Raw genomic sequence first — 26179 nt, forward strand, 5'->3', positions numbered from 1 at the left:
GATGGGGCTCTGTCGGCTCCTGGGCTGTCGGTTCGAGTCCGGCGGCGCGGAGCAGGGCGAGCAAGTCGTGGTGGCGGTGGCGGAAGGTGTGGTTCGCGTCGGTTTCCCCGGCTGTGGCCGAGACGCTGATCGGGGTGCCATCCTTCGCGGTGTTCTTGTTGGCGGCGGCTCGCGCGACAGCACCAGGGACTCGGCGGTCGCCCCGAAGACGGTCTGCCCCCACTTCGTCCGGTCCGGGGGCGGCATGATCCACCGGTCATCCGGCAGAACCCGGGTCCGGACACCGTCGAAACGGACCTGTCCCTTGCAGAAGGTGACCGGCGGCAGGCCGTAGTTGTCGCGGACGAGGCTGACCTGCTGCGGGGCGAGCGTCGCCGTCGGGGTGCTCGACGGTTGACCGACCCGTAGGAGGCGGCGCCGCAGGCGTTGTTCCCGGCTAGGTGGCTGAACGCCTTCCGGCTGATGGCCGCGAGTTCGGGGTACGGGGCACCCCGGTCGTCGAGGTGCTGGCCCCGGGCCGGCTCCGGAACGGTATCGGAGCGGGCGCACAGCCGATAGGTACGAAGACTCGCCGGCACGGACGTCGGGGCACAGGCCACGGCGGTCGACCCGCTGGTCCGCCGCTTCGCGTGTGGCGACATCGCCTGCGCGAAACGGGCCTTCGCCGAACAGGTCGACCGGCTCGCCTTCCGCTACGGCCGGCGTACCGTCACCTTGCGACGCCTGCTGGAACGCCTGGCACGCGAACTCGCCGGCCAGGCCGGGAGCCGGATGGCCGAGCAGTTGGCCGTGCCGGTCAGCGGCTCCGCCCCGTTGACGTGCTTCCCCGACCACACATCCGACGCCTTCGCCGCCCGGCTTCGCGAGCACCCGCACGTGAAGCTGGTCTGCCGCGACCGCGGCGGAGCGTTCGCCGATGGTGCCCAGCGGGCTCTGCCCGAGGTCCCGCACGTCGCCGGTCGCTGGGCCGAGATGCACGTCCTCCGCGAGCGCGGCCCGCGGACTCAGGCGATCAGCGCGCGGCTCGGCCCGGACCGGAAGACCGTACGCAGCCGTGAGGCTTCACAGCCGGGTCCGCGCCTGGCGAACGGCGCCAGTTCGCAGAGAGCGACGGTCCTCCTGGAGCGGCTGCGGCACCGGGCTCGGGCACCCCACCGGCCCCTCCCCCCTCTTGAGGCTCAAGCCGCACATGCGCGGGATCGCCCCGGACTTGTGCGGGGGCCGACGGCATGCGGCGGGCCACGACGATCGTTGATCGTCGGCAGCGTTCTTGGGTGGATACGGGCCACGAAGGGGTTCAGTCCGATGTGCCGGGTCGAAGGACGACGGGGAGGGCCCGGTGGCCGTTGGTCAGGAACGACGGCAGCGGGGTGAGGTCGTGGGCGGGGACGGCGAGGGAGAGGGCCGGGAAGCGGGCGTCGAGCATGCGGAGGGCGATGGTGGCTTCGAGGCGGGCGAGGGGGGCGCCGAGGCAGGTGTGGACGCCGTGGCCGAAGGAGAAGTGGGTCTTGTCGGCGCGTGATGGATCGAACCGCTCGGCGGTGGGGCCGTGGAGTGCGGGGTGGCGGTTGGCCGCGGAGTACGCCGGGAGGAGGGCCTGTCCCCGGCGGATGACGACACCGTCGGGGAGGGCGATGTCGGTGGTGGCGTACCGCATCGGGAGGAAGGGCAGGGGCGCCTGCCAGCGCAGGGTCTCCTCGGCGACATCCGGCCAGGAGACCGTGCCGGAACGGGCGGCGGTGTGCGCCGCCGGATGGGTGAGGAGGCCCGTCAGGGACTGGTCGATGAGGTTCACCGTGGTCTCGTAGCCGGCGCTGATCATGAGGAGAAGGGTGTCGCGGAGTTCCTGGGTGGTGAGTCCCCGGCCGTCGCCACCGGCGTCGGTGTCGCGGGCCGCGATGAGGCGGGTGGTGAGGTCGTCGCCGGGTTCTGCGCGTTTGAGGGCGATCAGGGCGTCCAGTGCGCGGTAGAGGCCCTGGGTGTGGGCGGCTGCCTCTCCGGCTGTGAGGTCGGTGGCGAAGACGCCGTCCACGGTTCGGCGGAACTCGGGGAGCAGGTGTTCGGGGAGGCCCATCAGGTGCGCGATGACACGGATGGGGAGGGGGACGGCGAAGTTCTCCCGGAGGTCGACCGTGCCGCCCGGCGGGGTGGCGGCGAGCTTGTCGAGCAGTTCGCGGGTGAAGCGTTCGATGTCGGGTTCGAGTGCGCCGATGGCGCGGGCGGTGAGGGCGGGGGCGATCAGCCGGCGCAGGCGGCGGTGTTCGGGACCGTAGGCGGTGAACATGTTCTCGACGGCGACCCACAGAGTGAGGGGCCAGCCGGTGGTGTGGTCGGGGAACCGGTCCCAGTGGCGGCGGGCGTCCTTGGAGACCCTCCCGTCCAGGAGCAACTGCTTCAGCAGGGCGGGGTCGGTGACGGCCCACGCCTCCTCACCCAGAACATCGACCCTGGTCACCGAACCGCGTGCACGGAGGAGAGCATCCTCGGCAGCGCGGTCGCGCGCCGCCGGGTCCAGCACGTAGGGCTGTGAGGATATATCGGACATGGAAGGCTCCAGACAGTAGTGGGCCGATGAACCATGGAGTGGCTCCCGCAAGCTACCTCCGGGACAGCTGTCCAGTAACTCACTCGTATCGGTGATCTGCGGGAGTTCCGCGCTTGCCGGACCACTCGCGCCCAGGCCACCGCCCCGCCTGGAACGGCCCGTCGGGTCAGGCTTTCGCGGCCGGCGCGTGGGCGGGGAGTTTCAAGGCGTCGACGACGCGGGTCCGGTCCGCGCCGAGTCCACGCAGGGGGCGGGCCGGCCAACTCCGCCGGGGTGCCGTATCAGGCGCTCCCGACGGCCCCCTTCCACCACCGGATCGCAAGGGACCCCCTATACGCGTCGAAATCGCCGTCCTCGCCACCGCCCCCGACGGCCGCCCTCTTCTCGTCCGCGAGCCCGGTACCGCCGCTCAGTGGCGGATGCCCCGAGGCGAGGTCCACGACGGCGTCCTCCTGGGCGACGCCGCCGCCCGCGGCCTCGCCGCGGAGACCGGCATCCGGCTCACGGTCACACACTGCCTCACCCTCGACCAGACCGACACCACCGACATGCTGACCATCGTCTGCGACTGCGGCACCGTCACCGACGACATCGCGGACACCGCGACCACCACCGCCGCCGACCTGCGCTGGGCCCCGGACGGATTCCTGGACGACTACGTCCACCCCGACGAGGAAGCCCGCATCCACGCGGCCACCGAGGCCCGCGAACAGCCCATCAGCATCCGCCTCGACCTCGGAGCATCCGCATGACCGACGGGCAGCAGCTGCTGCGCGCCGGCACCTGGAACATCCTCCGCGGCGGCCTCGGCCCCGACGGCTCGGAGAACCGGCTCCACGAACAGACCGAGATCCTGGCCACCCTCCACCCCGACGTCCTCGCCCTTCAGGAGTGCAGCTACGGGGACCACCAGGGCGAGCGTCGGCTGCTCGGCCTCGCGGACGCGCTCGGGATGACCCCGGTCGCCATGGAACCCTCCCGCGTCGGCGACGGCCTGAACTTCACCACGCTGCTGTACCGGCCGGGCGCGCTGCGGCTCGTCGACCGCCGTCGTCCTGCGGCACAGTTCTTCCACCATGCCCTGATCCGCGCCCGCTTCCGCCCCGTGGACGCCGAGGACGACTCCCGTGACTTCCTCGTCCTCGCGACCCACCTGTCCCACGCGGGCGGCACGGCGCGGCTGGCAGAGGTCAGCAGCTGGCTCACGGACCACGCAGGCGACTTCCCCGGAGCCCCGCGCCGCTCCATCCTGATGGGCGACCTCAACTGCTCCGATTTCCACGATCCGGACCCGGACTGGAACAGCGAGCCTCCCACCCTCTACGCCCGCTACCGGCTCGTGAACGAGGACGGCATCTTTCGGCCCCATGGACCGCCACGCGATCAGAATGCTCCTGGAATCCGGCGGGGAGGAGGACCCGCAGACTCTGCTCGGCGGAGAACGGGCGGCCACAGTCGGCCCCTGGTGCCCCAACGAGTGAACTCGTGGAAGACCTGGCCGCGGGACTCGTCGACACGCACTCCGCCGCCCAGAGCGAAGACCCAGCGTGCCCGACCCGCCCGAAGAGGCCGCCCTCGGCAGGGCGCTCGTCCTCTTCGCCCTAGTCGCGGCCGGGCCGCTCCTGACGCCGGGGCACGGTCGCGGGTACGGGCGCACCGGCCCGGCCACCGGCACCGTCCCGGGCGCCGGGACATCAGGGGATCCTGCGCTCCGCTGCCCGAGCCCACCGCACCATCAGCTGGTGGCCGGTCGCCAGGCCGAGCACACTGCGGGGCGACAGCAGTTCCTTGCTGATGGCGCGCTCGCTGAGGTCGAGCCGCCCGGCGATCTGCCGGCCCTCCCCGGCCTCCATCTGGCGGAGGATCGCGCGCCGCCGTTCCGTGGTCACCGCGTCCGCCGTCGCTGCTCGGGCTTCCTGCCAGGACAGCGACCGGACCCACGCCTCCTCGGAGACATCCGCAGTCCAGGCAACTGCGGCTGTGTCGGTGATGTGCCACCCCGTGTCGCGCTGAGCGGGGCAACGGCGGAACGACCCCCGCGCGGGCGGGGCGGACGCCTCCAGCTCGCTCATCGAGCGTCCTTCCGGGGAACGACCCCGCGCGGGCGGGGCGGATTTCAACCTGGCCTGCTCAGCCACCCGGCGAAGACGCCCACCAGCTCCCGGCCTCGGAGGCGGTGCGAGCCGGGAACCGGGGCTCAGCGGGCCAGCAGGTCCTGGATCGCCGCCGCGATCTCGTCGGGTGCCTCCTCGGCCATGAAGTGCCCCGCTCGGGTCAGCCGGTGGTCCAGGTCCGGCGCCCACGCCTTCCACACCCCGGCGGCGTCGTAGGCCAGCCGTGCGCCCCAGTCCTGCTGGACGACCGTCACGGGCATGGCCAGCTGCGACCCGGCGTCCAGGTCCGCTTGGTCGTGGGTGACGTCGATGCCCGCCGAGGCCCGGTAGTCCGCGACGATCGATGTCACCGCGGCGGCGCTCGCCCGCAGGTACTCGGCACGCACCTCCTGCGGCATGGTGGTCGGGTCGTTGGCCCAGGTGTCGAGGAACGAGCCGAAAAACGTGTCCGCGCTGTTGGCGATCATCGCCTCCGGCAGGCCCGGCGGCTGTGCCATGAGGAAGAGGTGGTAGCCGACCGCCGCCGAGGCGCCGTGCAGGACGTTCCACATGTCGAGCGTCGGCACGATGTCGAGGATGCCCAGGTGCGTGATGGTCTCGGGGTGGTCAAGACCCGCCCGGAAGGCGACCAGGGCGCCCCGGTCGTGTCCGACGAGGGCGAAGCGCTCGTGGCCGAGTGCCGCCGCCAGGCTCACGACGTCGGCGGCCATGGTCCGCTTGGCGTACACATGGGGGTCGGTGGCCGTCGGCTTGTCGCTGGCGCCGTAGCCCCGCAGGTCAGGACAGATCACCGTGTGCTCGTCGGCGAGCCGCTCGGCGACGTGTCGCCACATCAGGTGGGTCTGGGGGAAGCCGTGCAACAGTACGACCGGGCTACCGCTGCCGCCGACGGCGGCGGCCAGCTCCACACCGTCCGTGCCGGGCAGGCTGATGTGGTCGAAGCCGGGAATGGTGAGCGTCATGAAAGGCCCTTTCCTCGGGTCGGGGGATGACGGGATCAGCATGGGCGACGCCGATGAGCAGCCGATCAGTACGGCTGGGCGCAGTGGCCCCGTGGCGCGGAGGATGGGGGCATGAGAATCGATGTACTGGGTGCCGTGCGGGCCCTCCGTGACGACGGCAGTCCGGTCGATCTGGGCGGACCCCGCCATCGTGAGGTACTCGCCCGGCTCGTCGCCGCGGAGGGACGGATGGTCACCACCGATGCCCTTGTCGACGACCTGTGGACCGATCCGCCGACCCGTGCCACGGGTGCTTTGCGTACGTTCGTCGCCGCGCTGCGCCGCGCCCTCGAACCCGACCGGCCGCCCCGCAGTCCGCCGCGCGTACTCGTCACCGAAGGCCCCGGTTACGCGCTGCGCCTGCCGCGTGCGGACGTGGACGTCTATCGGTTCCAGGACACCCTGGCCCGTGCCCGGCGCGACCCCGACGCGGTGACCGACCTCGGCGCGGCGCTCGCGGCCTGGCGCGGACCCGCCTACGCCGATGTGTCGGGCTCCGCGTGGGCGCAGCGCGAGCGCACCCGGCTGGAGGAGTTGAGGCTGGAGGGGGTGGAACTGCGCGCCCGCCTCCTTCTCGACTCCGGGAAAGGGTCGGATCTCGTCGCCGAGCTGGGTGCCCACGTGGCCGAGCACCCGTGGCGCGAGCCGGCCTGGGGGCTGCTTGCCCGCGCGCTCCACCACGCGGGCCGCCAGGCCGACGCGCTGGCCGCCCTCCGCCGCGCCCGCGCGATGCTCGTCGATCAACTCGGGCTCGATCCCAGCGCCGACCTCCAGCGCCTGGAGACGGAGATCCTCAACGGGGGCGCGCTCCTCAACGGCGCACGTACCGCGTGGACCGGCCCTGGTGCCCGGTTCGGCCCGCGCACCACCGTGGACCTGGCCCGCACCCTCGCCCTGGCGGGCGGCGACGCCCTCGTCCTCTCGCGGCGCGACCGCCTCGCCGCCGTCCAGGCGGCGGAACGCACGGGAGACGTCACCCTGACCGCCCGGATCATCGGCGCCTACGACGTGCCCGCCATCTGGAGCCGGGCCGACGATCCCGAGCAGTCCCGCGCCGTCGTCGCGGCTGCCTGGCGCACGCTCGCCGCGCTCGCCCCCGACGGCCCCGCCGACCTGACCGCCCGCCTCCTGGCCACGGTCGCCGTGGAGAGTCGCAGCGCCGATCTGTCCGGGACCGAGCGCAAACGCGCGCAGCAGGCGGCACGGCAGGCCGAGGCGCTGGCACGGGATCTGGACGATCCCGCCCTGTTGGCGTTCGCCCTCAACGGGGTGTTCCTTCAGTCCTTCACCCGCCCCGGGCTCGCAGCGGCCCGGGACGGGATCGGCGCCGAGATCCTCGACCTGGCCACCCGGCACGGGCTGTCGAACTTCGCCGTACTCGGCCGGCTCGTCCGCTTGCAATCCGCCTCGGCCCTCGGCGACCTCGACGCCGCCACCTCGCACGCCGAGGCCGCCGAACAGCTCGCCGCCACCACCGAGGCACCCCTCGTCCCCGTCCTTACCCGATGGTTCGGGGCACGGGCCACAGCCACCCGCAGCATCGACCCCGGCGGACCGACCGCCGCCACGGCCGCAGCGCACTACCGCGCTGCCGAGGACGCCCTCCGGACGGCCGGAATGCCGGGGCTGCACCGCGGCCTGTTCCCGCTCGCCCTGCTGGGACTGCGCCTGCTGCACGACCGGCCCGCGCCGACCGACCCCCACCTGGACTGGGGCCCGTACCGCCCCTGGGCGCGGCCGCTCGTGCTGCTCGCCCAGGACCGGGTCGAAGAGGCCCGTGCCGCCCTCGCCGCAGCGCCCGAGCCACCGCGTGACCACATGCAGGAGGCACTGTGGTGCCTGACCGCCCGCGCCGCCGTACGCCTCGGTGAGCGCGCCATCGCCGCACGCGCCGCGGTTGCCCTGGACGATGCCCGTGCTGAAGACGCCGGCGCCGCCAGCGGAATGCTGACCCTGGGCCCGGTGACGCGGTACCTGGCAGAGGCGGAGGCATGCGCCGGAACAGGGTGAGCGACAGCGATTGCGGACGCTGGCCGGCTGGCGTCCGCGTATCTGCACGACGACGCCACCGGCGGGACCCTCCTGGAGAACAGCCCCGACGGGCTGTGGCGACGGCCGTCGGCGTTCAAGGCGGCCGCGAGCGGGCTCGTCTCGATCGACCACCGCGGACTACCTCGTCTTCGCCACGGCCCTGCTCACCGGCGGCGCCCGCGGTGGCGAACGGATCCTGTCGCGGCCGTCGGTGACGCTGATGACGAGCGACCATCTGGCACCGGAACAGAAGGCGGTCTCCAGATTTCTCTGGCCGCCGGGGTACTTCGCGGACTTCGGCCGGGGGTTCTGCATGGCGGTCCGCACCCGGCGCACGAATCTCGGCCCTTCGGCAGGGAGTTACGGGTGGTACGGCGAGTACGGCACCGCCTGGTCCAACGATCCTGCCGAGGAGATGACGACGATGCTGGTCCTCCAGCGGACGGAGGGCAGCTCGCTGCCGGTCTTCCGCGACTTCTGGACCGCCGCTTATCAGGCGATCGACGACTGGCAGTGATGATGTTCGTGGTGATGTTGCCGGTGGGTTTGACCCATCGGCCGACTGACGCTTCAGCTGTCCTGTTCGGGATTTGTCGGCCTGTCGGCGGCATCACCGCGCACGCGGCCGGACAGGCGTTTGTGACTTCATAGGAGTTCAGCATCCGCGACGGCGGGCCGGGCCGGTGGCGGACGGTCAACGGCCCGGCGGCGCACCGGAGATCGATGGCGGGAAAGGCCCCGGGACTATAGTTACTGCTGTGACGGACACTGACGACGAGGTCACCGCGGATCTGATTACGGAGCTGCTCCGCGATCAGCATCCCGACCTGGCGGATCTGCCACTGACGTTCGGTGCCCGTGGCTGGGACAATCAGTTGTGGCGGCTCGGTGACGACCTCGCGGTCCGGCTGCCCTGGGCCACCGAGGACGCGGACGAACTGCTCCTCAAAGAGCATGCCTTGCTTCCCGCCATAGCGCCGCGCCTCCCCCTGCGGATTCCTGTTCCCCAGCGGCTGGGGCAGCCCTCCGAGCGGTTCCCGCGCCCCTGGATCGTCACGACCTGGGTCCCCGGTGAACCCGCCGACCGCGCCCCCGCGACACGCGGCGCCGAGGCGGCCGACACCCTCGCGGCCTTTCTGTCCGCGCTGCACCGGCCCGCGCCCGCCGACACGCCCGCCGGCCGGCACCGCCGGGGCGGTCCGCTGGCCGACAGCACGGAGAGCTTCGCGTTTTTCCTCAAGGAGGCGACCGAGCGCGGGCTGCTCCCCGATCCGGAGGCCGTGCGCGAGGTCTGGGACGACGCGGTGGCCGCGCCCGCGTGGACCGGTCCTGCTCAGTGGCTGCACGCGGATCTGCATCCGGCCAATCTCCTGACGAAGGACGGCGATTTCTGTGGCGTGATCGACTTCGGTGACCTGTGCGCGGGAGACCCTGCCTGCGACCTGGCTTCCAGCTGGATGCTGCTGCCCGACGGTTTCATCGACCGCTTCCACCGGAGCTATGGGCCGGCCGCAGACGCAGCGACCCTGCGCCGCGCCCGCGGCTGGGCGGTGAGCAAGGCGCTCGCCTGCCTGATCATCGGCGACAACGGCGTCCACGGCCGCCCGGGCGGGAAGCCCACGTGGGGGCCGCCGGCCAAGGCGGCGCTGCGGCGGCTCGTCGCGACACGGCCCTGACCCCCATGGGCCCCGCCCACGGCGTACGGCAAAGATCCCTGGCCAGAGGGTCGGTGTGACCGGGGGGTCCAGGGGTTGAGGCGGGGTTCGGCGGAGGTGACGCCGTACTCGTTCTTGAGCTGTTCCAGGATGGCGTACTGCACGACGCGGCCACGGGTCAGCGCGCTGGGTTCGAGGACACTGGTGAAGTGGCCGAGGCGGTCGAGGGCCCAGGCGACGAAGGGGGAGTTGTCCTCCAAGGTCTCCAGGACGCCGCAGACCGCCCCCCCCTTTCCCGCAGACCGTGCGGCAGCCGCGCTCGCGACCGGCCGCACCGTCCCCGTACAACTCGGTGTCCTCCAGGCCACCGTACTGCTTCCGGAAGGGCTGGGCCGCACTGCCGAGGACGAGACCGTCCGGGACATCGCAAACGCCACGATCGCCCTGCTCCGTACGGCCGCTGAACAGCACCCGGATCCGTTGGCCGCCGCTCCTGGCCGCCCCTGAAGAAACCGTGTGCCGGGGGCCCACCGTGCGCCCGGCCCGGGGAACGCAGCAGGGCAAGCAAGCCTCTGGCCCTCCGACCAGGGTGAGCCTGGCGCCTGGGCCCGGACTCGGCCCAAGCACCATACGAAGCCCGCCGAGATCCCTCCTCAGCTGCGTAGCGCGGCCGCACCGCCCGACGAGGTCTCCCGGGCGCACATCCGGCCAACCGCGTCACCAACTCGGCGACAGCTGGGCGTCCGATGTGGCGCTCGGCCTGCTCGACGGCGTGCCCGTGGCCGTCACCGCCGACTACTTCACCGTGGGTATCTGGGACCTCGGCAACGGCGCACGCCTGCATGAGATCCATCTGCCCGTCGATCCCCACGCCGTCGTCTTCGCCCCCGGCGGCGAACTCGTCATCGGCGCCGGGTACGAGGCGATCGTCCTGGAGCGCTGAGGTCAGGGGCTCAGGAGCACGCCCCGGGTCGCCGCCTGAGCCTCCGGACCCTGCGGCGGCGAAAACCGGTCAAACGACTCTCTCCCCCTATAGATTCCAGTCGAAAAGTATCGAATGCCTCGTGAAGATTCCATGGATGGGCTTGGCTCTGCTGAGCCCCGGCGGGCGCCGGGTGCCATGACTCCGGGGGGAATCCCATGGGTGCGCTCCGCAGAAGAACGGGTGTCCTGGCGGCGGTCTGCGCGCTGACGCTGACGCCTTCCGTCCCGGCCACCGTCACCGCCGCCACACCTGCCGACACCGGCTCCAGCACAAGCACAGGCACGAGCACAGGCACCGGCCGCATCAAGGCGCCGTCCGTCATCCGTCTCACCGAGGGGGCGAACGGGGACTCGGACAACCCCACCATCAGTGCGAACGGCCGCTATGTGGCCTTCAGTTCCCACGCGTCGAATCTGGTGCCGGACGACACCAACGAGAACGCGGACATCTTTGTCCGGGACCTGCGCACCGGCCGTACCGAGCGCGTGAGCACCGACGCCGAGGGCAACCAGCTCCCCCAGGGCGGCATCGGCGCTCCCGCGATCAGCGCCACGGGCCGCTATGTCGTCCACGAGGTGCCGAGCCTCGACCCCTACGAGCAGCGGCCCGGCTTCGTCCGCAAGGACCGGGTCACCGGAGCGGTGGATCCCGTCGCCGGGATCGACGACGTCAAGGGCGGTTTCCGCACCCTGGCGCCCAAGGCCGTCAGCGCCGACGGCAGACAGGTGGCGGTCAGCATCCGTGGCCGGGGCCCGAGGCCGAGCGAGGCGGTGGCTGTACGCGACATGGAGACGGGGGTGCTGAGCGTGCTCAACAGCCGGCTGCTCATCTCGACTCCCACGCTCACCGCCGACGGCCGGTTCCTCGCCCACATGGACCGCGACCGCTACAGCGGTCCGATCGTGTCCATGGCCCGGATGTGGGACCGGGGCAAGGACCGGATGATCCGCCTGGACACAGCCCGGGACGGCACCCCGGCCGACCACCGGACCCTGGACGTGGCCCTCAGCTCCGGCGGCCGGTACGCCGCCCTGGTGTCCCGGGCCACCAACCTGGTCCCCGGCCAGGACGCGAACGGCGACGAGCAGAACGTCTTCGTCAAGAATCTGCGCACCGGCGCCCTCCAGCGGATCGACGCCGTGGGATCCCCGGAAACGGGCTTCACCCACCTGGGCGGCATCAGCGGTGACGGCCGGTACGTACTCTTCATCTCCTATGGGGAGGGCGCCGACGACTGGTATGTGTGGGACCGGACCTCCGGCGAAAGCGTTCTCGCGTACCCGGACACGGCAGGAGGACCGCCCTCCTACTCCTCCCCCGGCCGTGTCTCCCCGTTGGACAGCTACGGGAACCTGGTCTCCACCTACCGTGAGGAGAGCGCCGACCCTGCGGCGCCCCTCCAGCGCCAGCACATCCACCTGCGCCGACTGGGGTGAGCACGCGCCCCGGGGTGCCGTCCGGGTCGAGGTCGGCCGTCGGACCCTGTGTCCCACCCACACCTGTCCGCCCCGGGGAGTGGACAGCAGTTCACGTCCCCGCTCCGGGGTCAGCAGGGGTCCGGGCACAGGGGATCGGCCACCCATCCCAGGGTCGCCAGATGGTCGGGGCCCAGTGGCTGCCATACCCGCCGAGGTACTGGTAGGGACTCGTCTTCAGCCGCCGTCATCACCGACCCCGCCAACACCGGGCGCCTGGGACTGATCGGGAACCGGATCCTGACCCGACTCCTTCCGCCCCGACTGCGGCGGGTCAGTACCCGCAAGGCCATGTCACCGATCTCCCGCCACAGCACCCGGCACGAGGAAGGCAGGCCCGACACCGGCCTCACCCGCGGACTCGGCCCCGGCCTCTGCACCGTCACCACCAGCCGCGGCCACCCCGGACCGCCGTCGCTCCCGTCCCGGACGACAGACAGTCGGGCACGGTGCCAGTGAGCGCGAGGACCGGCCCTTCGGGTCGAGCGCCTGCTCGGATCCGGCACCGGGGGTCACTCTCCGTGGAGGCCCCATGCGTCGAGGCCACCGTAGATATGGGCTTCGAGGCACTGTGGGGCGTCGAGGCCCACGGCTTCGCCCCGGTACAGGGCGATCAGCGAGTCCCTGCCGCGCCACCAGGTGTCGGTCACCCCCTGGATTTCGGGTACCGGCTCGAATCCGCCGAGGTGCAGCGAGTCGACGGCCCTGCCCGTGATCCTGGTGACGGTCCTGGCCCAGCGGCGTGCGTGGGCGGCGAGCGCCAGGGATTCCACCCATCCGTCGGTGCTCGCGTGCAGGGGCGTCCAGTGGTGGGCGTCGATACCGAAGGCGCCGTCGGGGCCGATCATGAATCCGTAGGCCATGGACACCCGGCAGTCCCCTGCCCGGAACGACCAGCCTCCTGCGGGTGCCCGCCCGGGGCGGCGGGCGCCGAGAATGCGCGGTCCGCCCTCGTAGAACGGGGCCGGGGGCAGGGCGAGCCCGCCCCAGCGATCCTGGAAGGCGATGGCCCGGTCGAACTCGGAGGCCGGGATGTGCTGCCCGGTCCACGCGTCGCGGTGTCGCCGGATGTCCTGCCGGTGGACACGGATGCCCTCTGCCTCGACGAACCGGCGGGCCCTGCGGCTCAGTCCGGCGGGCGCGACCGGGACGGGCGATACCGGGACGGGTGCCACCGGGACAGGCGGTACCGGGACAGGCGGTACCGGGGCGCCGGCCGTCACCGCTGCCTGCCGTCGCCGGAGTGGAGGACGGCCGCCGCGATCTCCCGCACGCGGTCCACAGTGATCCCCGTGCGCTGCTCGGCGGCGAGGGGGTGGCCGGTCGGTTCGAGCTCGACGAAGGGGCGCTCACCGACCGGTCGGGTGTGGAGCTTTGTCTTCAGGTTGAGGGTCGTCGGCGAGTAGACCGTCAGGTCGGTGGTGAGCCATCCGAAGTACGGCTCCTCGGACTCCCGGCCCGGGGTGTCCCACAAGTCCACGGCCCGGGAGAAGTTCTCGCGGCTGAGCGAGACCCAGACCCCCCAGGAGAACACCTCCTCGCTGCCGATGACCGGTATCTCGATCAGGCCCTTGACGAAATAGTGCCGCGCGCGGATCACGCACTGGTCCGGCGAGAGCAGGCAGTCCGAGGCGTCGGCCATGGCCGGATCCCACCCGGCCGGAGCCCGGGCCGTGTAGTCCATCGGCAGTTCAGAGTGGTGGTCACCGCAGCACGAGCAGGTGAATCCGGGATCACTGGTCATGGTGCGGAGCCTACTGATCGACACCGGTGGCGCCCCGGACGGGAGCCCCCAACCGCTCTGCGCTGCGGCGTCGGAACCTGATCAGGTTCATGCCGTAGTTGACGACGGGGCCTTGGCCGCCGCCGAGAAGTGGGGCACGGTCGCCTATCGGATCATCGCCACCGTCCACGAACACCAGCACGGCGCCGCCCCTGGCCCCGGAGCCCGTGCTCCAACCCGCCGATGCCCTCACCGCGTCCACCAGTACGGGCTGGATCGTCGGCCACATCAGCGCCTACCGCACCCCCTGGTCCGGCCGCACCCCCACCGTCGGCCTGATCACCACCCACACCAGTCACCTCCGGCACGTCAACGACCTCACCACCGCCCTGGCCTGACCGGTTGAGGGACACCTCCGGCTTCATCGTGACCCCCGCCGCCGGGCCGTCGAGAGTCCGGCCTGGATGATGAACGCCCAGCGGCATGCCCGGTCCTACGAACGGCTCATCCAGCGCTCCGAGACGCTGACCACCTGGGCGGCCACCACCCTCATGACCCGCTGCATCACGCGGCAGCCGGCTTCCGCGCCATCATCTTTCCCGACCTGCGGTGCCGGCCGCCGGAGCCCGGGGTCAGCGCGGCCGGATACCCTCGACCAGGGCTCTGACCGCGCCTGCGACCAGGTCGGATGTGGGTTTCGTTCCTGCCAGACCGTGTCCGGCCACGAACGCGAGCCCGTGCAGCAGTGCGAGGACGGCCATATGGACGGTGTCAGCGTCGGCAGTCGCGATGTCCCCCGTCCCGGCGGCCTGGCGCAGGAGTTCGACCGCCGGAGCGAAGGCCCGGTCGTTCGCCGCAATCAGGTGTCCGGCGTCGGGCCACGTCTTGGAGGAGAGCATCAGGATCATCAGCTCCTCGTTGCGCTGGGCAAAATCGACGTAGGCACAGGCGAACGCCGTGAGTCGCGCGGTGAAGCCGCCGGTGCTGGTGCTGGTGCTGGTGCTGGTGCTGGTGCTGGTGCTGGTGCTGGTCAGAGCCGATTCGATCCGGGCCCCGAGCTGTTCGTAACCCTGCTCCACGAGCGCGGACAGCAGCGCCTGTCTGTCCGGGAAATGTCGGCGCGGGGCACCATGGCTGACGCCCGTCCGACGGGCGACCTCGCGCAGCGACAGGCCGTCGGCCCCTGATTCCGACAGCATCGTCTGCGCCTCCGCGAGGATGGCCGCGCGCAGGTTTCCGTGGTGGTACTCGTTCCGGCCAGTTGGCATGACAGCACCCTATCAGCAATGTTGACAGTGACTACACTGACGATGTAGTCGTTGACTACAACGTGTTCACCATCGACACCCGAAGAGTGCGAGTCACTTTCCCGAACCAGGAGCCGACCCGATGGCCTCGACAGTTAACCCGCGCCACCATCACGTCAGCATCTCGGTCGCTGACCTCGACAGTCAGACGATCTGGTACCAGCAGGTTCTCGGATTCGAAAAGATCATCGAGCAGTACGAAGTGCCTGAGCCGCCAGTGCGCACCGCTGTCCTACAGGCCCGCACGGGAGCCCGCGTAGAGCTCATCGAACGTGCCGGCTCCACCCGCCAGCGGGTCTTCATCGACCCGCTGGACGCCTGCCGAGAGCAGGGCTATGGCCACTGGGCCCTGGAAGTCGACGACCTGGCCGCAGCATTCACCGTCCTCACCGCCGCCGGAGCGCAATCCGTATGGCCACCGGCCGACGCCGTCCAGCCGGGAGCCCGCTTCGCCTACGTCAAAGACCCCGAGGGCAACCTCATTGAGCTCATCCAGCCCCCGGCCGCTACCTGAACCCCGAGACTGAACGACGACCTGATCCACAGGCGGACGGGCCCCGGGTCGCACGGACCATGCCACCGCCCTTCGGGGTCCGTTCCGTGAGATCTTCGGGATCGGCCTGGAGGATGTGTTCGTCGGTGGTTCCGCAGAGGGCGATAGTGATTGGCGGTGTTGTGGTCCGCCGATGCCGAGCTGCCCCCGCCCCGCGGGCGGGGCGGACTTCGTGCGAACGCGAAAGCCCTGTCCTCCGTCGGCTCGGCCGACCTGGTCCTCGGTGACGGTGGTTGCCGGAGCGGGCGGGGCGGGGCGGGTTCGGTGTCTAGGGGCGGGCGTAGAGGTTCACGACGAAGTCGATGCCGTGGCTTCGCTGGCTCTTGAATCTGATCGTCACGGAGTTGTGCCCCGGCCCGCCGTTGAGGATCGAGGCGTAAGCGCCGGTGCCGTCGGTCCGCTGGTCGAGCGCCTCGACCAGGGTGATTCTCTCGTTGTGCGGGGCCTGGAAGGTCTTCGTCTCGGTCACGATCCTCATCCAGGAGGAGTTCTTCACCACGGCCTGGCTCAGGACGAGGCGGTCACCGGGCATCCGGGACCCCACGATCAGGTTGTGCGACTGAGCGGCGGCCCGCTGGGCGTTGGGCACGGTGTCGGCCACCGTGGCCGTCGACGCGGCCGAGGTGGCGGGAAGGGTCACTGCCAGGGTGAGTACGGCGACGGCGAGCATCCGCCCGCCCCGCCAAAAGCGCTGTGTGGTCATGCCTCTCACGCTCCACCGGACCCCGCACGCCCGCACTCCGGCACCGGGCCGCACTCGTCCGAACGTGGCACCCCGCCGGACCCCGAACGGTACCCGCGCAGGGACGAGCTGTCCGAGCTGGTGGACGCGTTGCTGTGTGCGGACGGGTCGGTGAGGACTCCGGTGGACCTGACGCTGTGGCCGAGCACCGCCTCGGTCCGGCCGACGACGCCGAGGTCGGCGACCGCTGGACCTGGATCATCATCGCCGCCCACACCCGCCTCCGCCTCCTCCGCCGGGCCGCCGCTGACCTCCGGCGCCCCTGAGAGAAGCCCGCCGACCCCGGCCGGCTCACCCCGGCCCGAGTCCACCGAGGGTTCAGAAACCTCCGCCCCCACCTCGTCTGCCCGGCCCATGCACCGAAACCTTCACGGCCTGGCTCCGGACGGCCACCCGGCTCGAAGAACCGGCGACCCGCCACCCGCTACGACGTGGGCAAGACCATGAAACGAGCAGAAAGGATCACTGGCCGGGATGTTCCGGCGGGGACGGACCCTGAAGGCCGGTCTCGACCGCGACTCCCTCGCCACGGTTGGCAGGTCGGCGGACCAGCCCCGGGCTCGATCGGGAGTCCGGGACAGGGTCCACCGGCCGGCCGCCGGCGAGTTTGTCCCGGTCTTCAACCCGGGCCCGGCCGAGCGCCGCCCCGCCAAGCACCGCACTCCCCCGCCGGTCGAGGCCGGTATCGTCGATGACGTCCGGGACGAGGGCGAGCGGAACTGGCCCGACCCACGACGAACCCACCCAGCGATTCCACCATCTCGTCCGGCACCTGGCTGAGGACGGCGACCGCTGCGCCGCCGCCTCCAGCCTGATGCACTCACGAATCACCTGCCGCTCAGGCGGCAGACGCCCACCCTGCGGATACCTCATACACCCGGCCTACCGCAACGCTTACCCCCCGTCAGCCTCAACGACACCACAAATACAAGGCCGGTAGAAGATCGGCGGACCACTCGTACAACGAGAGGACTCCTCTCCGGCGCCCTGTAGGTTTCCCCGCTCGTCTCAAGTCTGATGGATATGGACCGGGTTGCAGAGAATGACATTCCCCTCGTTCGGCCGGTGGTCAGCTCCGAGGTTGTCCGTGGCATCGCCGCCCGGTGTCCGCACCTCTATCTCTCAGTGCCTCGATGCCGTCCACCAACGATTGCAGGTGATACCGGATCGCCCGCCCGGCGAGGGAGTTACCCCATTCGTCCTGGGGGTGCCGAGCCGAATCGTTCAGCCACTACATCACGCCAATCCAGATCCTCGACACCGCTTTCCATCAGAAGGTCACGGTAGTCCGTTTGGGCCTCTTCGAAGATCACGCTTACAGAGTGACCCTGAAGACATTTCAGGATGATAGCCGAAGCCATTCTGTCCGGGTCCTCTCGATCGAATATCCGCTGATCCAATCCGGAGAAGCGAATATAGAGATCTTCACGGACCTCCGCATCGAACACACGATCAATCACCCCGGACGCCCATCCAGAGAGGATCATCCACATCACCTTTCACTTTCTTCGCTTCGGCGGAGTCATATAGAACGACCCCCGCGCGGGCGGGGCAGACACTTCGTGACCTGGGGCGTTGTCACGTGATCATGTTGTTTTCCTTTACCTGCATTCGGGACTGGTGCTCCGTTGGCCCGGGGCTGGGCTGGGTGTTCAACGGTATCGGGCGGTGCGGTCGTCGTGGAGGTGTCTGGGTCGACTCCGGTGTCCGGAAGGCGACTTCCCCGGCTCGGGGTGTGGTGGAGTCGGCCGGGTCCGTTGCCGGTTCAGCGGGACGGTGTCTGGCTGGGGAAGCCTGCCCGGTGGTCTTCGAGGGCGGCGTGGAGGGTGCGTACGGCGGTGGTTCCGTTGTTCTGGTTTTCGCGGGCGGCGAGTGCCGCTCGTGCGGCCTGGAACTCCGTGTTCGGCCCGGTCGCCTCACGCCCGGCCTGCTGGGGTCGGGCCCGTGGCCCTTGAGGTGCTGCTGCGCCTGGCGGTCGTGGCGGAGGAGTGCTGCGGCATTGACTCCCGGTGCGGACGATCCGGACGCCGCCGTCCGCGGCCGGTGGCTCCGATGTGGTCACCGACCCGCTGGAGCCAGAGCGGAGCCCCGAGCAGGCGGGGTGCATCTGGTCACCTGGCGCGAGGAGCACGGCATCATCGGACGACCCCGCGCGCGGAGGTCGCTCGGACCCTCGGTGGACGACCGGTCCGTAGCTGATCCACCCCACCCGCGAGGGGAGGACCGGCCAGAGCGACGGGGCGGCCTATGGGTCGTCGGCCCCGGATGTGCGGGGCCGCTCCGCTGGGGGCAACCGCTCACGGCACGCTGTACCGTCTGCCGATGGGCATGGGCGATTGTCCGACTGGCCAGGAACGGATAGGGGCAGCGTGTCACACGGAGTCAGGCTGGCACGGCAGCGACGGGAACGACGTAACCTCTGCGTACGCCGCCGTGCCGCGCCGCCCCCGTCCTCCCTGAAGGATCTGCTGATCATCGGGGCGGGTGGGATGGGTCGCGCTCTCGCACGGATGTGCAGCCAAGCCACCGACGAGGCGGGCGCTCGACGATGGCAGGTGCAGGGCTTCATCGACGAGGACAGGGAGCTCCACGGGACCCGGGTCGATGGTCTGCCGGTCCTTGGCGGACTGGAGGCCGTCGAGCGTTATCCGGGTGCGGATCTGGTGATTTCGATCTGCCATGTCGCTCATCAGGGCGCACGCCGCAGGATCGCCCAGGCACTGGGACTTCCTTCTCACCGGTACCCGACGATCGTCCACCGCACAGCGATCATCGACCCCAGCTGTGCCATGGGACATGGCACAGTGCTGATGCCCATGGTCTGCGTCCTGCCGGGCGTGACGATCGGCAACTACGTGATCGTGCGACCGCAGTCCATGATGGCGGCTGACGTCGTGGTCCAGGACTACGGCACCGTCGCGGCCCAGGTGTTTCTCGGGCGGTGCGCCGTGGTCGAGGAGGGTGCATATGTCGGTGCCGGGGCGAAGGTCAGGGAGTACGCCTCCGTGGGGCCGGGGTCCGTCGTCGGGATGGGATCACTCGTCCTCGACCACGTTCCTGGAGGGGAGATATGGGCGGGAAACCCCCTGAGACGTCTCGCCCCGGGCTCCCGGCTCACAGACCGCGGTCCGACATGACCTTTTGTTCGGCCCGCTCCACGGTGACCCGGCCGGCCGGGTCACCGCCGAGGCGTTCCACGGCACCTCGTACCAGGGCGAGATAGAAGAGGGCCGGCGCGCAGGGTGTCCACAGCGCCTGCGGCTCGTCCGCGAGGAAGCCGAGCACGGACTCCGGGTCGGCGTCCACAAACTCGAACCGGTCGTGCTCCCACTTGTCCGTGATACCACGCGTCCAGCGAAGACGCAGCGTCGGCTCGTCGAGCTCGGGCACCACCGCGCGGAAGAACGCCGCCCACTGGTGGTTGTCCAGGTCGAGCCCGAACCCGAGCAGCTCCACCCTGGGCTTGTCCCCGTCGTGCACGGCGAGTTCCTCGAAGAGGGCGCGGCGCGCCACCGCGTGCAGGCTGATCGGGCTGCCGTCCCGGGGCAGGTCGTGCTGCTGGGCCAGGCCTTCATTGGCGGAGGAGTTCCACCGCGCGCTGTTCGGCCCGGCGACCTGGGCGCTTCGGCGGGAGAACAGCATCTTGCCGTCCTTGCCGGTCTCCAGGGCCACGTTGATGCCGAAGCTGCAGTTCATCCAGGAGGGTGCGTCGGCCGGGTCCCCGCCCTCCAGATACTGCTGGCGCAGCGTGAGCCCGTTGCGCTGTCGCCGGCCGTCCAGGTTGAGCGAGGTGGTGAGGAAGTCGAAGTAGTCGGCGTCCCGCAGGGTGAGGGACACCACAGGCTCCTCGGCCAGATGCGTACGGGTGACCACCACCCGTTCGACCGCGAAACGTGCGTTGTTCCAACGGTGCTGGAGCCCGCAGGCCTCCTTGCGCTCCTCCTCCGCTTCGATGGACCGCCGCCAGGCGGCGATCTCCTGGGGGAACTGCACCCGCTTCGGCGTGTAACTGACGTGGACGTTCTCCTCGTCGATGGGCCGGGTCCCGTCACCCTCGAAAAGGTGACAGCCTGTCACCCGGCCGACTACGGTGAACCTGTCGCGCATCGTCAACTCCACTGATGAATAAACCACTTTGGGTACTCGTGAGGGGGGTCTGCCCGCCATGGTACGGAACAGCTCGGATAACCGGCTGTCATTGCTGAAGGCCGAGCGGCGATCCTCTTCCCTGGTGGGCACGATCGCCGTGCCCGAATACCTCCATCCGGACGTGGAGGAGCGGCAGAGGCTGCGCCGCCCGCAACTGGCTGAGGTGCGTGACCGCTTCACGGGGACGATGCGGGAGGGGCTGGGGTTCGGGAAGACCCTCCGGGTCGACCGGGGCGGGGCGACCCGGCAGCGTTTATGGGCTGGGCTGGAGGAGTTCCTGGCCGACGGTGCCCAGCGGAAGACCCTCTACTGGACAGGGCACGGCGTCCAGCGCGGCGACGAAGGATACTTCCTCGCCTGCGCCGACTCCTGGCAGTCGGGAGAGTTCGACCCCGCCCGCGCCGTCCCCCTGCTGGAGCTGGTGGGCCTCCTCCTGCGCCCGGAGTACGAGGCGGACACCCTGCTGATCATCGACGCCTGCTCCTCGCAGAGCTACAACTCCCTCGGCGAAGCGGTGCGGCACGCCGTGGAGCTGGAGCGGGACCCCGCGGTGATCCGGGCACGGGAGAGCCGGCGGAAGGGCTTCGCCGTCGTCGGCACCTCGGGGGCGGACGCGCAGGTGCTGGCGGGCCGCTGGGTGACATGGCTGGAGGAAGCGCTGGCGAAACCGGACTTCGTGGCCGATGACCAGGCCCGCCCCTTCGAGCCGTCCGCGCTGTATCTGCCACTGCCGTATCTCTGCCGTGCCGTGGACGCGCGTGCCGCGGACGACGGCCTGGACGAACCCGCGCAGCGACCGGACTACCGGGAGATCCGGGCGCTCCCCAACAACTTCCTCGACAACCCCCACTACCATCAGTCCGACCCGCCCGTGTACACGCCGGCCGTATTGACGCGACGGAAGCCCTGGATCGAGGCCGAACAGTTCGGCCTTGAGGAGAACAGCCACCTCAGCCGCCACTTCGCGGGCCGCCGGGACGCGCTGAGCCGGATCGTGCGCTGGATGGACACCCACCCGAAGGGTCTGCTCGCTGTGACGGGCCTGGCGGGCACGGGGAAGACCTCCTTGCTCGGCCGGCTGGCACTCACTTCCCTGCCGAGCTGGCGAGAGACCCTCGGCCTGGACCTCGACCCCGCGACGCTGCCCCGGGCGGGGACCATCCACGCGGCGCTGAGCTGCCGGGGGCAGTCAGCCCGTTCGCTGGCCGCACATCTGCGGGAGGTGCTGGCGGACATCGACGGGGCCCCGTCGATGCCGGAGGAGCCGGTGACGTCGGAGAAGTTCACCGACGCGTTCAAGGAGCTGGTCGGCCGGGCGGGTTCGGTGAACCTGGTTTTCGACGCGCTCGACGAGGCACTCCCGGACCAAGCGCACGTGATCGCCCGGCACGTCCTGGGCCCCTTGGCGAACACGCCCGGTGTCCGAGTGATCGTCGGTACCCGGACGCAGCCCCGTCGGCGCATCACCGCGCCCGCGGAGGAGGAGTCACTCCTGGACGCGCTGGAACTCAGCGTGGAACCGGTGGTCCTCGGGGACGACGAGGAGGCGCGCGCGAGCATCACCGGCATGGTGCTGTCCGTACTGGACACCGGCCACTCCCCGTACCGGGGCGGCGCCCGGCGGGAGGACCGCGACTGGACAGCGGAGATCGTCGCGGTCCAGAGTCGTGGCTCGTTCCTGGTGGCCCGGCTGGTCGCCACCGGACTCGCCCGGCGGGCCACAGTCGCCGCCGAGGCCGAACTGCTGGCGTGGCTGCGTGACGGCGGCACGGATCTGCGCACCCGCCTGGCGGAGGAGACGCGCTACCTGAGCGAGCAGCCCGGCGCGCGGCGAGCCCATGAGGTGCTGCGGGCTCTGGCGGTGGTTCAGGGCCCCGGACTGAATCCGGACGCGGCCTGGCTGACACTCGCCAACGGCCTGCGCGACGCCGGCTCACCGGAACTCACGCCAGAGGATCTGCGGCAGGTGTGCCGGAGCGCCGACGGCGGCATCGTCGCCACCCGGAAGGACAGCACGCGGCGGACGGCCGGGCGGATCCGTCATCAGCTGGCCCACCCGAGTTATGGAGAATTCTTCCTCTCCGACGCCGGACTCACCACCGCGGAGGCACACCGCAGGGTGGTCGACGCGCTGCGCGCCCGTGCCGGCGGCGACTGGCGGGGCGCCGACGAGTACACCCTGGAATATCTGGGCGCCCACGCCGCCCAGGTGGGGCCGGATGCCCTGCGGGAGCTCTTCGAGGACGTGGGCTTCCTGCCGCGTACGAACCCTGATGTCATGCTGCCGCTCGCGGCGGGTCTGGCCCGGGACTGCGACGGCGCCGCGCTGTACGGCAGGGTCGCGAACGCGTTCCCCCGCACGTCCGGCCCGCTGTCGTCGGCGGTCCTGCTGGAGCGGAAGGCCCTGCTCAGCGCGACCGCCTTCGTCAGCCACCGCGCCGGAACCCACCAGACACTGCGGCACACCGAGGGCTACCTGCCCTGGCAGGAGTACTGGACCGATGCCCCGCCGGACCCCCCGGAGTGGCGGCGCACGGCGCCTTCGGGAGGCGCGCGGTCGCTGAGCTGGCGCGCCGGGACCCGGGCGGTGGGGCTGACCCACGCGGACACCCTGACCGCCGGCGGGCTGGGGGAGATCCAGGTCCTGCACCCGGGGTCGGGCGCCCGACTGCTGACCCGTCGGCTGCCCCGGACCGGCGGGGAGCGCGGAAGCCCGCTCAACGAGGTGTGCGAGGTGGGCAACGGCGCCGACCGGGTCACTGTCGCCCGGGACGACCAGGCCGTGTACTTCTGGCGCGGGGGTGCCCGGGTACCCGATCAGGAGTACCGGTGGGGTGGCAGTGTGCGCGCCCTGTCGGTGGCTGAGCTGGACGGCGGACGGGTGGCCCTGGCGGCCGACGGCAACCGGGTGTGGGTGTGGTTCTGGGAGAGCGACACGCGCCTGGACACCCGGCTGAAGGAGGTCCGTACGGCGGATGTGCGACAGCTCGCGGCCCTCACCCTGGGCACGCGGATGTTCGTCCTGACGGCGGGCGAGAAGAGAGTGGAGCTGTTCGAGGCGTACCGCACCCGTAACGGTGACGGCGGTCTGCGCGCCTGCGGTATCGACCTCGGCGTGACCCTCGCGGCACCCGCGCTGGACGCGGCCGTGTTCACGGTCTCGCCCCGGGAGGGCTTCCTCGCCGCGGCTGACGGGACCGCTGTGTACGTCTGGCGCTGCGAGGCCGTGTCCGGTCCGCCGGTTGTGGAGAAGGTGGCGACGTACCCCTCGAACACGCGCGGCCTGACTTTCGGCCGCCACGGTGAGGAAGTGCTGCTCGCCGGATACGAGGAAGTGGCCGTCCGGATCTGGTCCGTCCGCCGGCCCGGACGCGGGGCCACGCTCGTGCTGAACGGCCCCCGGGAGGGCGCCATGGCGTTCGGACCGGACGGTCAGGGACTGCTCGCGGTCGCCGACGGCCCGTATATCCGCGTGGTGGACGTGGTCCCCGCGCTGGAGGCCGGCTACGGCGTCCAGCGGCGGCCGAGCAACGAGCGCCCGGTCCTCGCCCTGGCCGGCGCACCGGACGGTCCGCCGCTGCTGTGCCGGGCCTGGCACGACCGGATCCGGATCTCCCGGCCGGAGCAGGGCGATCCGGCCGGCCTGCCGACGACGGAGCTCGCCCATGACGGGAGCACGGTGACGGCGGTGGCCGCGGTTCGGGCGGCGGAAGGCTGGACGGTGGCCGCCGCGGCCGGCCGGACCGTACGGCTTTGGCGGCTTGACGACACCCTGTCGGTCATCACCCACCGGGACATCCCGCTCAGCGGGGACGTCGGCCAGCCGGCCCGCGCGCTGAGCCTGGTCGGCGACCCGGCCGCCGCCACGCTGCGGCTGAGTGTGGCGGACGGCCGGCGGCTGGTACGCCATGAGCTCCCGTTCGATGTCTCGTCCGCCGGAATCCCGTTGCGCGAGGTCCGGACCGACCGCGGGTTCTGCGGGATCGACACAAGGGTCCTGCGGGACGGCTCGTACTGGATGGCCGGTGATCTGAGCGACCAGTTGCGGGTCTGGGCCGAGGGCGAGCACGGCGTGGAGCAGCGCGTCCTGCTGACCGCTGCCCCCTCATGCCTCGCTCTCGGGGAGCTGTACGACGAGGAGGACGACGCCTCGATGCCCCTGCTGGCCTGGGCGGGTCACGGCAGCGTGTACCTCAAGGACTGCTCCGGCGACGCGGGCATGCACCCCCCGGAACGTTTGCCGGGGGACTTCCCCGACGTGACGTCCCTGGTGTTCGCCGGTCCCGTGGAGCGGCCCGTGCTGCTGCTCTGCACGCCGGAGGCCGTCCCGCGCGCGTGGGACGTCTGGTCCCGGGTGTGGCTCGACGGGCCGGGGATTCCCGGCCGGGGGTACGCCGTGCACGCCGTCCGCAGCGCCATGGACCCGGAGGGTCTCGTGCTGGCCCTGCAGGGGGAGGACCGCTGTGATCTGCTCCGACTGCCGTACACGTACTTCAGCGCCGGGGTATGGGGAGGGTGAGTGGAACACGATCTTGTGGTCTTCGTCCCGGGGTTCCTGGGTACCAGGCTGTACCGGGACGGCGAGGACGTCTGGGCGCGGTGCGGTAGGCGGCTGATGGACTCGGCGCCTGCGGCCCTCAGCGAGGCGGCCCTCCCGTCCGGGCTGGGGGACGCCCCGCCCGAAGGCCCCTTCCGGCTGGACGCCGGCGCGCTGCTGGATGTCCCGGACTCCGTACCCGGGCTGCTGTCCTGCATGGGCTATCCCGATATCCGTGCCGCGCTCGGCGACCCGCTCGACGCGCAGTTCGTGCCGTTCGGATACGACTGGCGGCTGTCTCACCGGCTGGTGGCCCGGCGGCTGAAGGCGCGGATGGGGCGCGAGCTCGACCGGTGGCGTGCGGAGGTCGACACGTACTACCCGGACCGCGCCGACGATCCCCGCGTCCTCCTGGTCTGCCACGCGACGGGCGGTCTGGTCGGTCGCCACTATCTGGAGTGCGAGGGCGGCCGGGAGACCGCCCGGACCCTGGTCACCCTCGGCACCCCGCAGCAGGGGCTGGTCCAGGCCGCCCGGCTGCTGTCGGGTCAGGCGGTCCCCCGCGACGCCGGCCCCGCCGCGGCCGTGACCGCCCGGCTGAACGAGGCTCTGCGCGGCTGGGCGGTCGACCTTCCGGCGGTCGTCGAGATGCTTCCGGTGCACCCCTCGGTGCGGGTCGAGGGAAAGAGCCGTGAGCGGTACATCACCGACAGCCGCCACCCGTTCCCCGGGCTGCCGGGCGGCGCCGTCCGCGAGGCGCTGGCCTTCCAGGAGGAGTTCCGGGCGGCCTGTGACGAGCACCGGAGCGCCGGCCCCCTGCCGTACGCGGTGCACTGCCTCGGCAGTGTCGACTTCCCGAGCCCCGAGGCGCTCCTGCTCGCCTCCGACGCGTCGCGGATCACCGACACCCTGCTGGGCCCCGGCGACGGGACCGTGTCGCGCCGGTCGGCCCTCGCGGACTGGACCGGCACGGACCCCATGCTGTGGAGCGGCTTCCGGAACGCGGACCTGGCGAGCGGCCTCGCGCTCCGGGACGCGATGCTCGCGATCCGTGCGGGCCGCCCGCCCGGCGGCACGCTTGCCGGTGGGGAGGGCATCGCCCTGCACTTCCCCCGGGACCTCGTCGCCGCCGGCCGCCCCTTCGTGATCGAGCTGCTCGGGCACGACCTGCTGCGGCGCAATCTGCGGACGTTCACCTGGCGTTCGGGCCGCAACGACCGGCAGCCCGTCGTCTTCCGGCAGTACGAGCCCGACCGCTACCGGGCGGAGCTGGAAGTGCCGCCCGGGCGATGGGTGGTCGAGGCGCTGGTGGACCGGCCGAAGGGGCGCGACCGGAGGGACGTCACGGTCGTGGCGGTATGA

Annotated in this window: 20 protein-coding genes and 3 pseudogenes; 13 read left to right on the forward strand and 10 right to left on the reverse strand. The window is 71.2% G+C overall.

The genetic code is table 11. The annotated features are described in order from the left end of the window. Window positions 1-1297 precede the first annotated feature (1297 nt). Window positions 1298-2545 (reverse strand): cytochrome P450 family protein, encoded by a 1248-nt coding sequence (locus tag CRV15_RS28510; RefSeq protein ID WP_003962918.1) that lies wholly within the window; start codon window positions 2543-2545, stop codon window positions 1298-1300. 113 nt (window positions 2546-2658) lie between these two features. On the opposite strand from CRV15_RS28510, the gene CRV15_RS28515 reads away from it, so the two are divergent. Next, window positions 2659-3297 (forward strand): NUDIX hydrolase, encoded by a 639-nt coding sequence (locus CRV15_RS28515; protein ID WP_230864354.1) that lies wholly within the window; start codon window positions 2659-2661, stop codon window positions 3295-3297. Next, window positions 3294-3881 (forward strand): annotated as a pseudogene (locus CRV15_RS37760) (endonuclease/exonuclease/phosphatase family protein); the annotation flags it as partial. The gene CRV15_RS28515 and the pseudogene CRV15_RS37760, both read left to right, overlap by 4 nt. Window positions 3882-4239: 358 nt before the next feature. Here the strand turns inward: CRV15_RS37760 and CRV15_RS28525 are convergent. Together CRV15_RS28525 and CRV15_RS28530 are read right to left on the reverse strand one after the other, a co-directional pair. Continuing rightward, the gene (locus CRV15_RS28525; protein ID WP_003956072.1) at window positions 4240-4617 is read right to left on the reverse strand and encodes a hypothetical protein; all 378 of its coding nucleotides are present in this window, start codon (window positions 4615-4617) and stop codon (window positions 4240-4242) included. A gap of 125 nt (window positions 4618-4742) precedes the next feature. Next, the gene (locus tag CRV15_RS28530) at window positions 4743-5621 is read right to left on the reverse strand and encodes an alpha/beta fold hydrolase (RefSeq protein ID WP_003956071.1); all 879 of its coding nucleotides are present in this window, start codon (window positions 5619-5621) and stop codon (window positions 4743-4745) included. Window positions 5622-5732: 111 nt separating this feature from the next. Between CRV15_RS28530 and CRV15_RS28535 the strand changes: the two genes are divergently transcribed. The 3 genes from CRV15_RS28535 to CRV15_RS28545 all read left to right on the forward strand — a co-directional run bounded on the left by CRV15_RS28535 (window position 5733) and on the right by CRV15_RS28545 (window position 9367). Beyond that, window positions 5733-7670: an AfsR/SARP family transcriptional regulator gene (locus CRV15_RS28535; RefSeq protein ID WP_003956070.1), complete on the forward strand. Its 1938-nt coding sequence runs from the start codon at window positions 5733-5735 to the stop codon at window positions 7668-7670. 241 nt (window positions 7671-7911) lie between these two features. Then, entirely contained in the window at window positions 7912-8208 is a 297-nt protein-coding gene (locus CRV15_RS37765) for a hypothetical protein (RefSeq protein ID WP_323806379.1), read from the forward strand. A 241-nt stretch (window positions 8209-8449) separates the two neighbouring features. Beyond that, window positions 8450-9367: an aminoglycoside phosphotransferase family protein gene (locus tag CRV15_RS28545; protein WP_003956067.1), complete on the forward strand. Its 918-nt coding sequence runs from the start codon at window positions 8450-8452 to the stop codon at window positions 9365-9367. A 62-nt stretch (window positions 9368-9429) separates the two neighbouring features. Here CRV15_RS28545 and CRV15_RS36975 read toward each other — a convergent pair. Beyond that, window positions 9430-9630: pseudogene (locus CRV15_RS36975) on the reverse strand (hypothetical protein); the annotation flags it as partial. 464 nt (window positions 9631-10094) lie between these two features. Here CRV15_RS36975 and CRV15_RS36980 point away from each other — a divergent pair. Then, complete coding sequence (locus CRV15_RS36980; protein ID WP_009998899.1) at window positions 10095-10289, forward strand: hypothetical protein; 195 nt, start codon at window positions 10095-10097, stop codon at window positions 10287-10289. Window positions 10290-10486: 197 nt separating this feature from the next. Then, window positions 10487-11767 (forward strand): TolB-like translocation protein, encoded by a 1281-nt coding sequence (locus tag CRV15_RS28555; protein ID WP_003956064.1) that lies wholly within the window; start codon window positions 10487-10489, stop codon window positions 11765-11767. 551 nt (window positions 11768-12318) lie between these two features. On the opposite strand, the gene CRV15_RS28560 is transcribed toward CRV15_RS28555, so the two are convergent. Further along, window positions 12319-12981 carry a hypothetical protein gene (locus CRV15_RS28560; RefSeq protein WP_029183219.1) on the reverse strand — a complete coding sequence of 221 codons (663 nt, stop codon included), beginning with the start codon at window positions 12979-12981 and terminating at the stop codon, window positions 12319-12321. Between the two features lie 44 nt (window positions 12982-13025). Further along, on the reverse strand, window positions 13026-13550 hold the full coding sequence (locus CRV15_RS28565; RefSeq protein ID WP_003956059.1) for a DUF2199 domain-containing protein: 525 nt from the start codon (window positions 13548-13550) through the stop codon (window positions 13026-13028). Window positions 13551-13756: 206 nt separating this feature from the next. Between CRV15_RS28565 and CRV15_RS36085 the strand changes: the two genes are divergently transcribed. Continuing rightward, window positions 13757-13927, forward strand: a complete 171-nt coding sequence (locus tag CRV15_RS36085) for a hypothetical protein (protein WP_003956057.1) — start codon at window positions 13757-13759, stop codon at window positions 13925-13927. A 234-nt stretch (window positions 13928-14161) separates the two neighbouring features. On the opposite strand, the gene CRV15_RS28575 is transcribed toward CRV15_RS36085, so the two are convergent. Next, a complete protein-coding gene (locus CRV15_RS28575; protein WP_003956055.1) occupies window positions 14162-14797 on the reverse strand; it encodes a TetR/AcrR family transcriptional regulator in 636 nt (211 codons plus the stop codon). 121 nt (window positions 14798-14918) lie between these two features. Between CRV15_RS28575 and CRV15_RS28580 the strand changes: the two genes are divergently transcribed. Beyond that, complete coding sequence (locus CRV15_RS28580; RefSeq protein WP_003956054.1) at window positions 14919-15350, forward strand: VOC family protein; 432 nt, start codon at window positions 14919-14921, stop codon at window positions 15348-15350. A gap of 307 nt (window positions 15351-15657) precedes the next feature. On the opposite strand, the gene CRV15_RS28585 is transcribed toward CRV15_RS28580, so the two are convergent. After that, a complete protein-coding gene (locus CRV15_RS28585) occupies window positions 15658-16092 on the reverse strand; it encodes an MBF2 family protein (RefSeq protein ID WP_009998902.1) in 435 nt (144 codons plus the stop codon). A gap of 212 nt (window positions 16093-16304) precedes the next feature. On the opposite strand from CRV15_RS28585, the pseudogene CRV15_RS28590 reads away from it, so the two are divergent. Beyond that, a pseudogene (locus tag CRV15_RS28590) lies at window positions 16305-16607 on the forward strand (NF041680 family putative transposase); the annotation flags it as partial. 711 nt (window positions 16608-17318) lie between these two features. Here CRV15_RS28590 and CRV15_RS28600 read toward each other — a convergent pair. Then, complete coding sequence (locus tag CRV15_RS28600) at window positions 17319-17618, reverse strand: hypothetical protein (RefSeq protein ID WP_003956049.1); 300 nt, start codon at window positions 17616-17618, stop codon at window positions 17319-17321. A gap of 987 nt (window positions 17619-18605) precedes the next feature. Between CRV15_RS28600 and CRV15_RS28615 the strand changes: the two genes are divergently transcribed. Then, window positions 18606-19268: an acetyltransferase gene (locus CRV15_RS28615; protein WP_407830117.1), complete on the forward strand. Its 663-nt coding sequence runs from the start codon at window positions 18606-18608 to the stop codon at window positions 19266-19268. Here the strand turns inward: CRV15_RS28615 and CRV15_RS28620 are convergent. Beyond that, window positions 19246-20238, reverse strand: coding sequence for a hypothetical protein (locus CRV15_RS28620; RefSeq protein WP_009998906.1), 993 nt, complete (start codon window positions 20236-20238; stop codon window positions 19246-19248). The genes CRV15_RS28615 and CRV15_RS28620 overlap by 23 nt on opposite strands. A gap of 124 nt (window positions 20239-20362) precedes the next feature. Between CRV15_RS28620 and CRV15_RS28625 the strand changes: the two genes are divergently transcribed. After that, window positions 20363-24799 carry a peptidase C14 caspase catalytic subunit p20 gene (locus CRV15_RS28625; RefSeq protein WP_009998907.1) on the forward strand — a complete coding sequence of 1479 codons (4437 nt, stop codon included), beginning with the start codon at window positions 20363-20365 and terminating at the stop codon, window positions 24797-24799. After that, a complete protein-coding gene (locus CRV15_RS28630) occupies window positions 24800-26179 on the forward strand; it encodes a lipase family protein (RefSeq protein ID WP_003956043.1) in 1380 nt (459 codons plus the stop codon).

This window comes from Streptomyces clavuligerus (assembly GCF_005519465.1).
Taxonomy (GTDB): Bacteria; Actinomycetota; Actinomycetes; order Streptomycetales; family Streptomycetaceae; genus Streptomyces; species Streptomyces clavuligerus.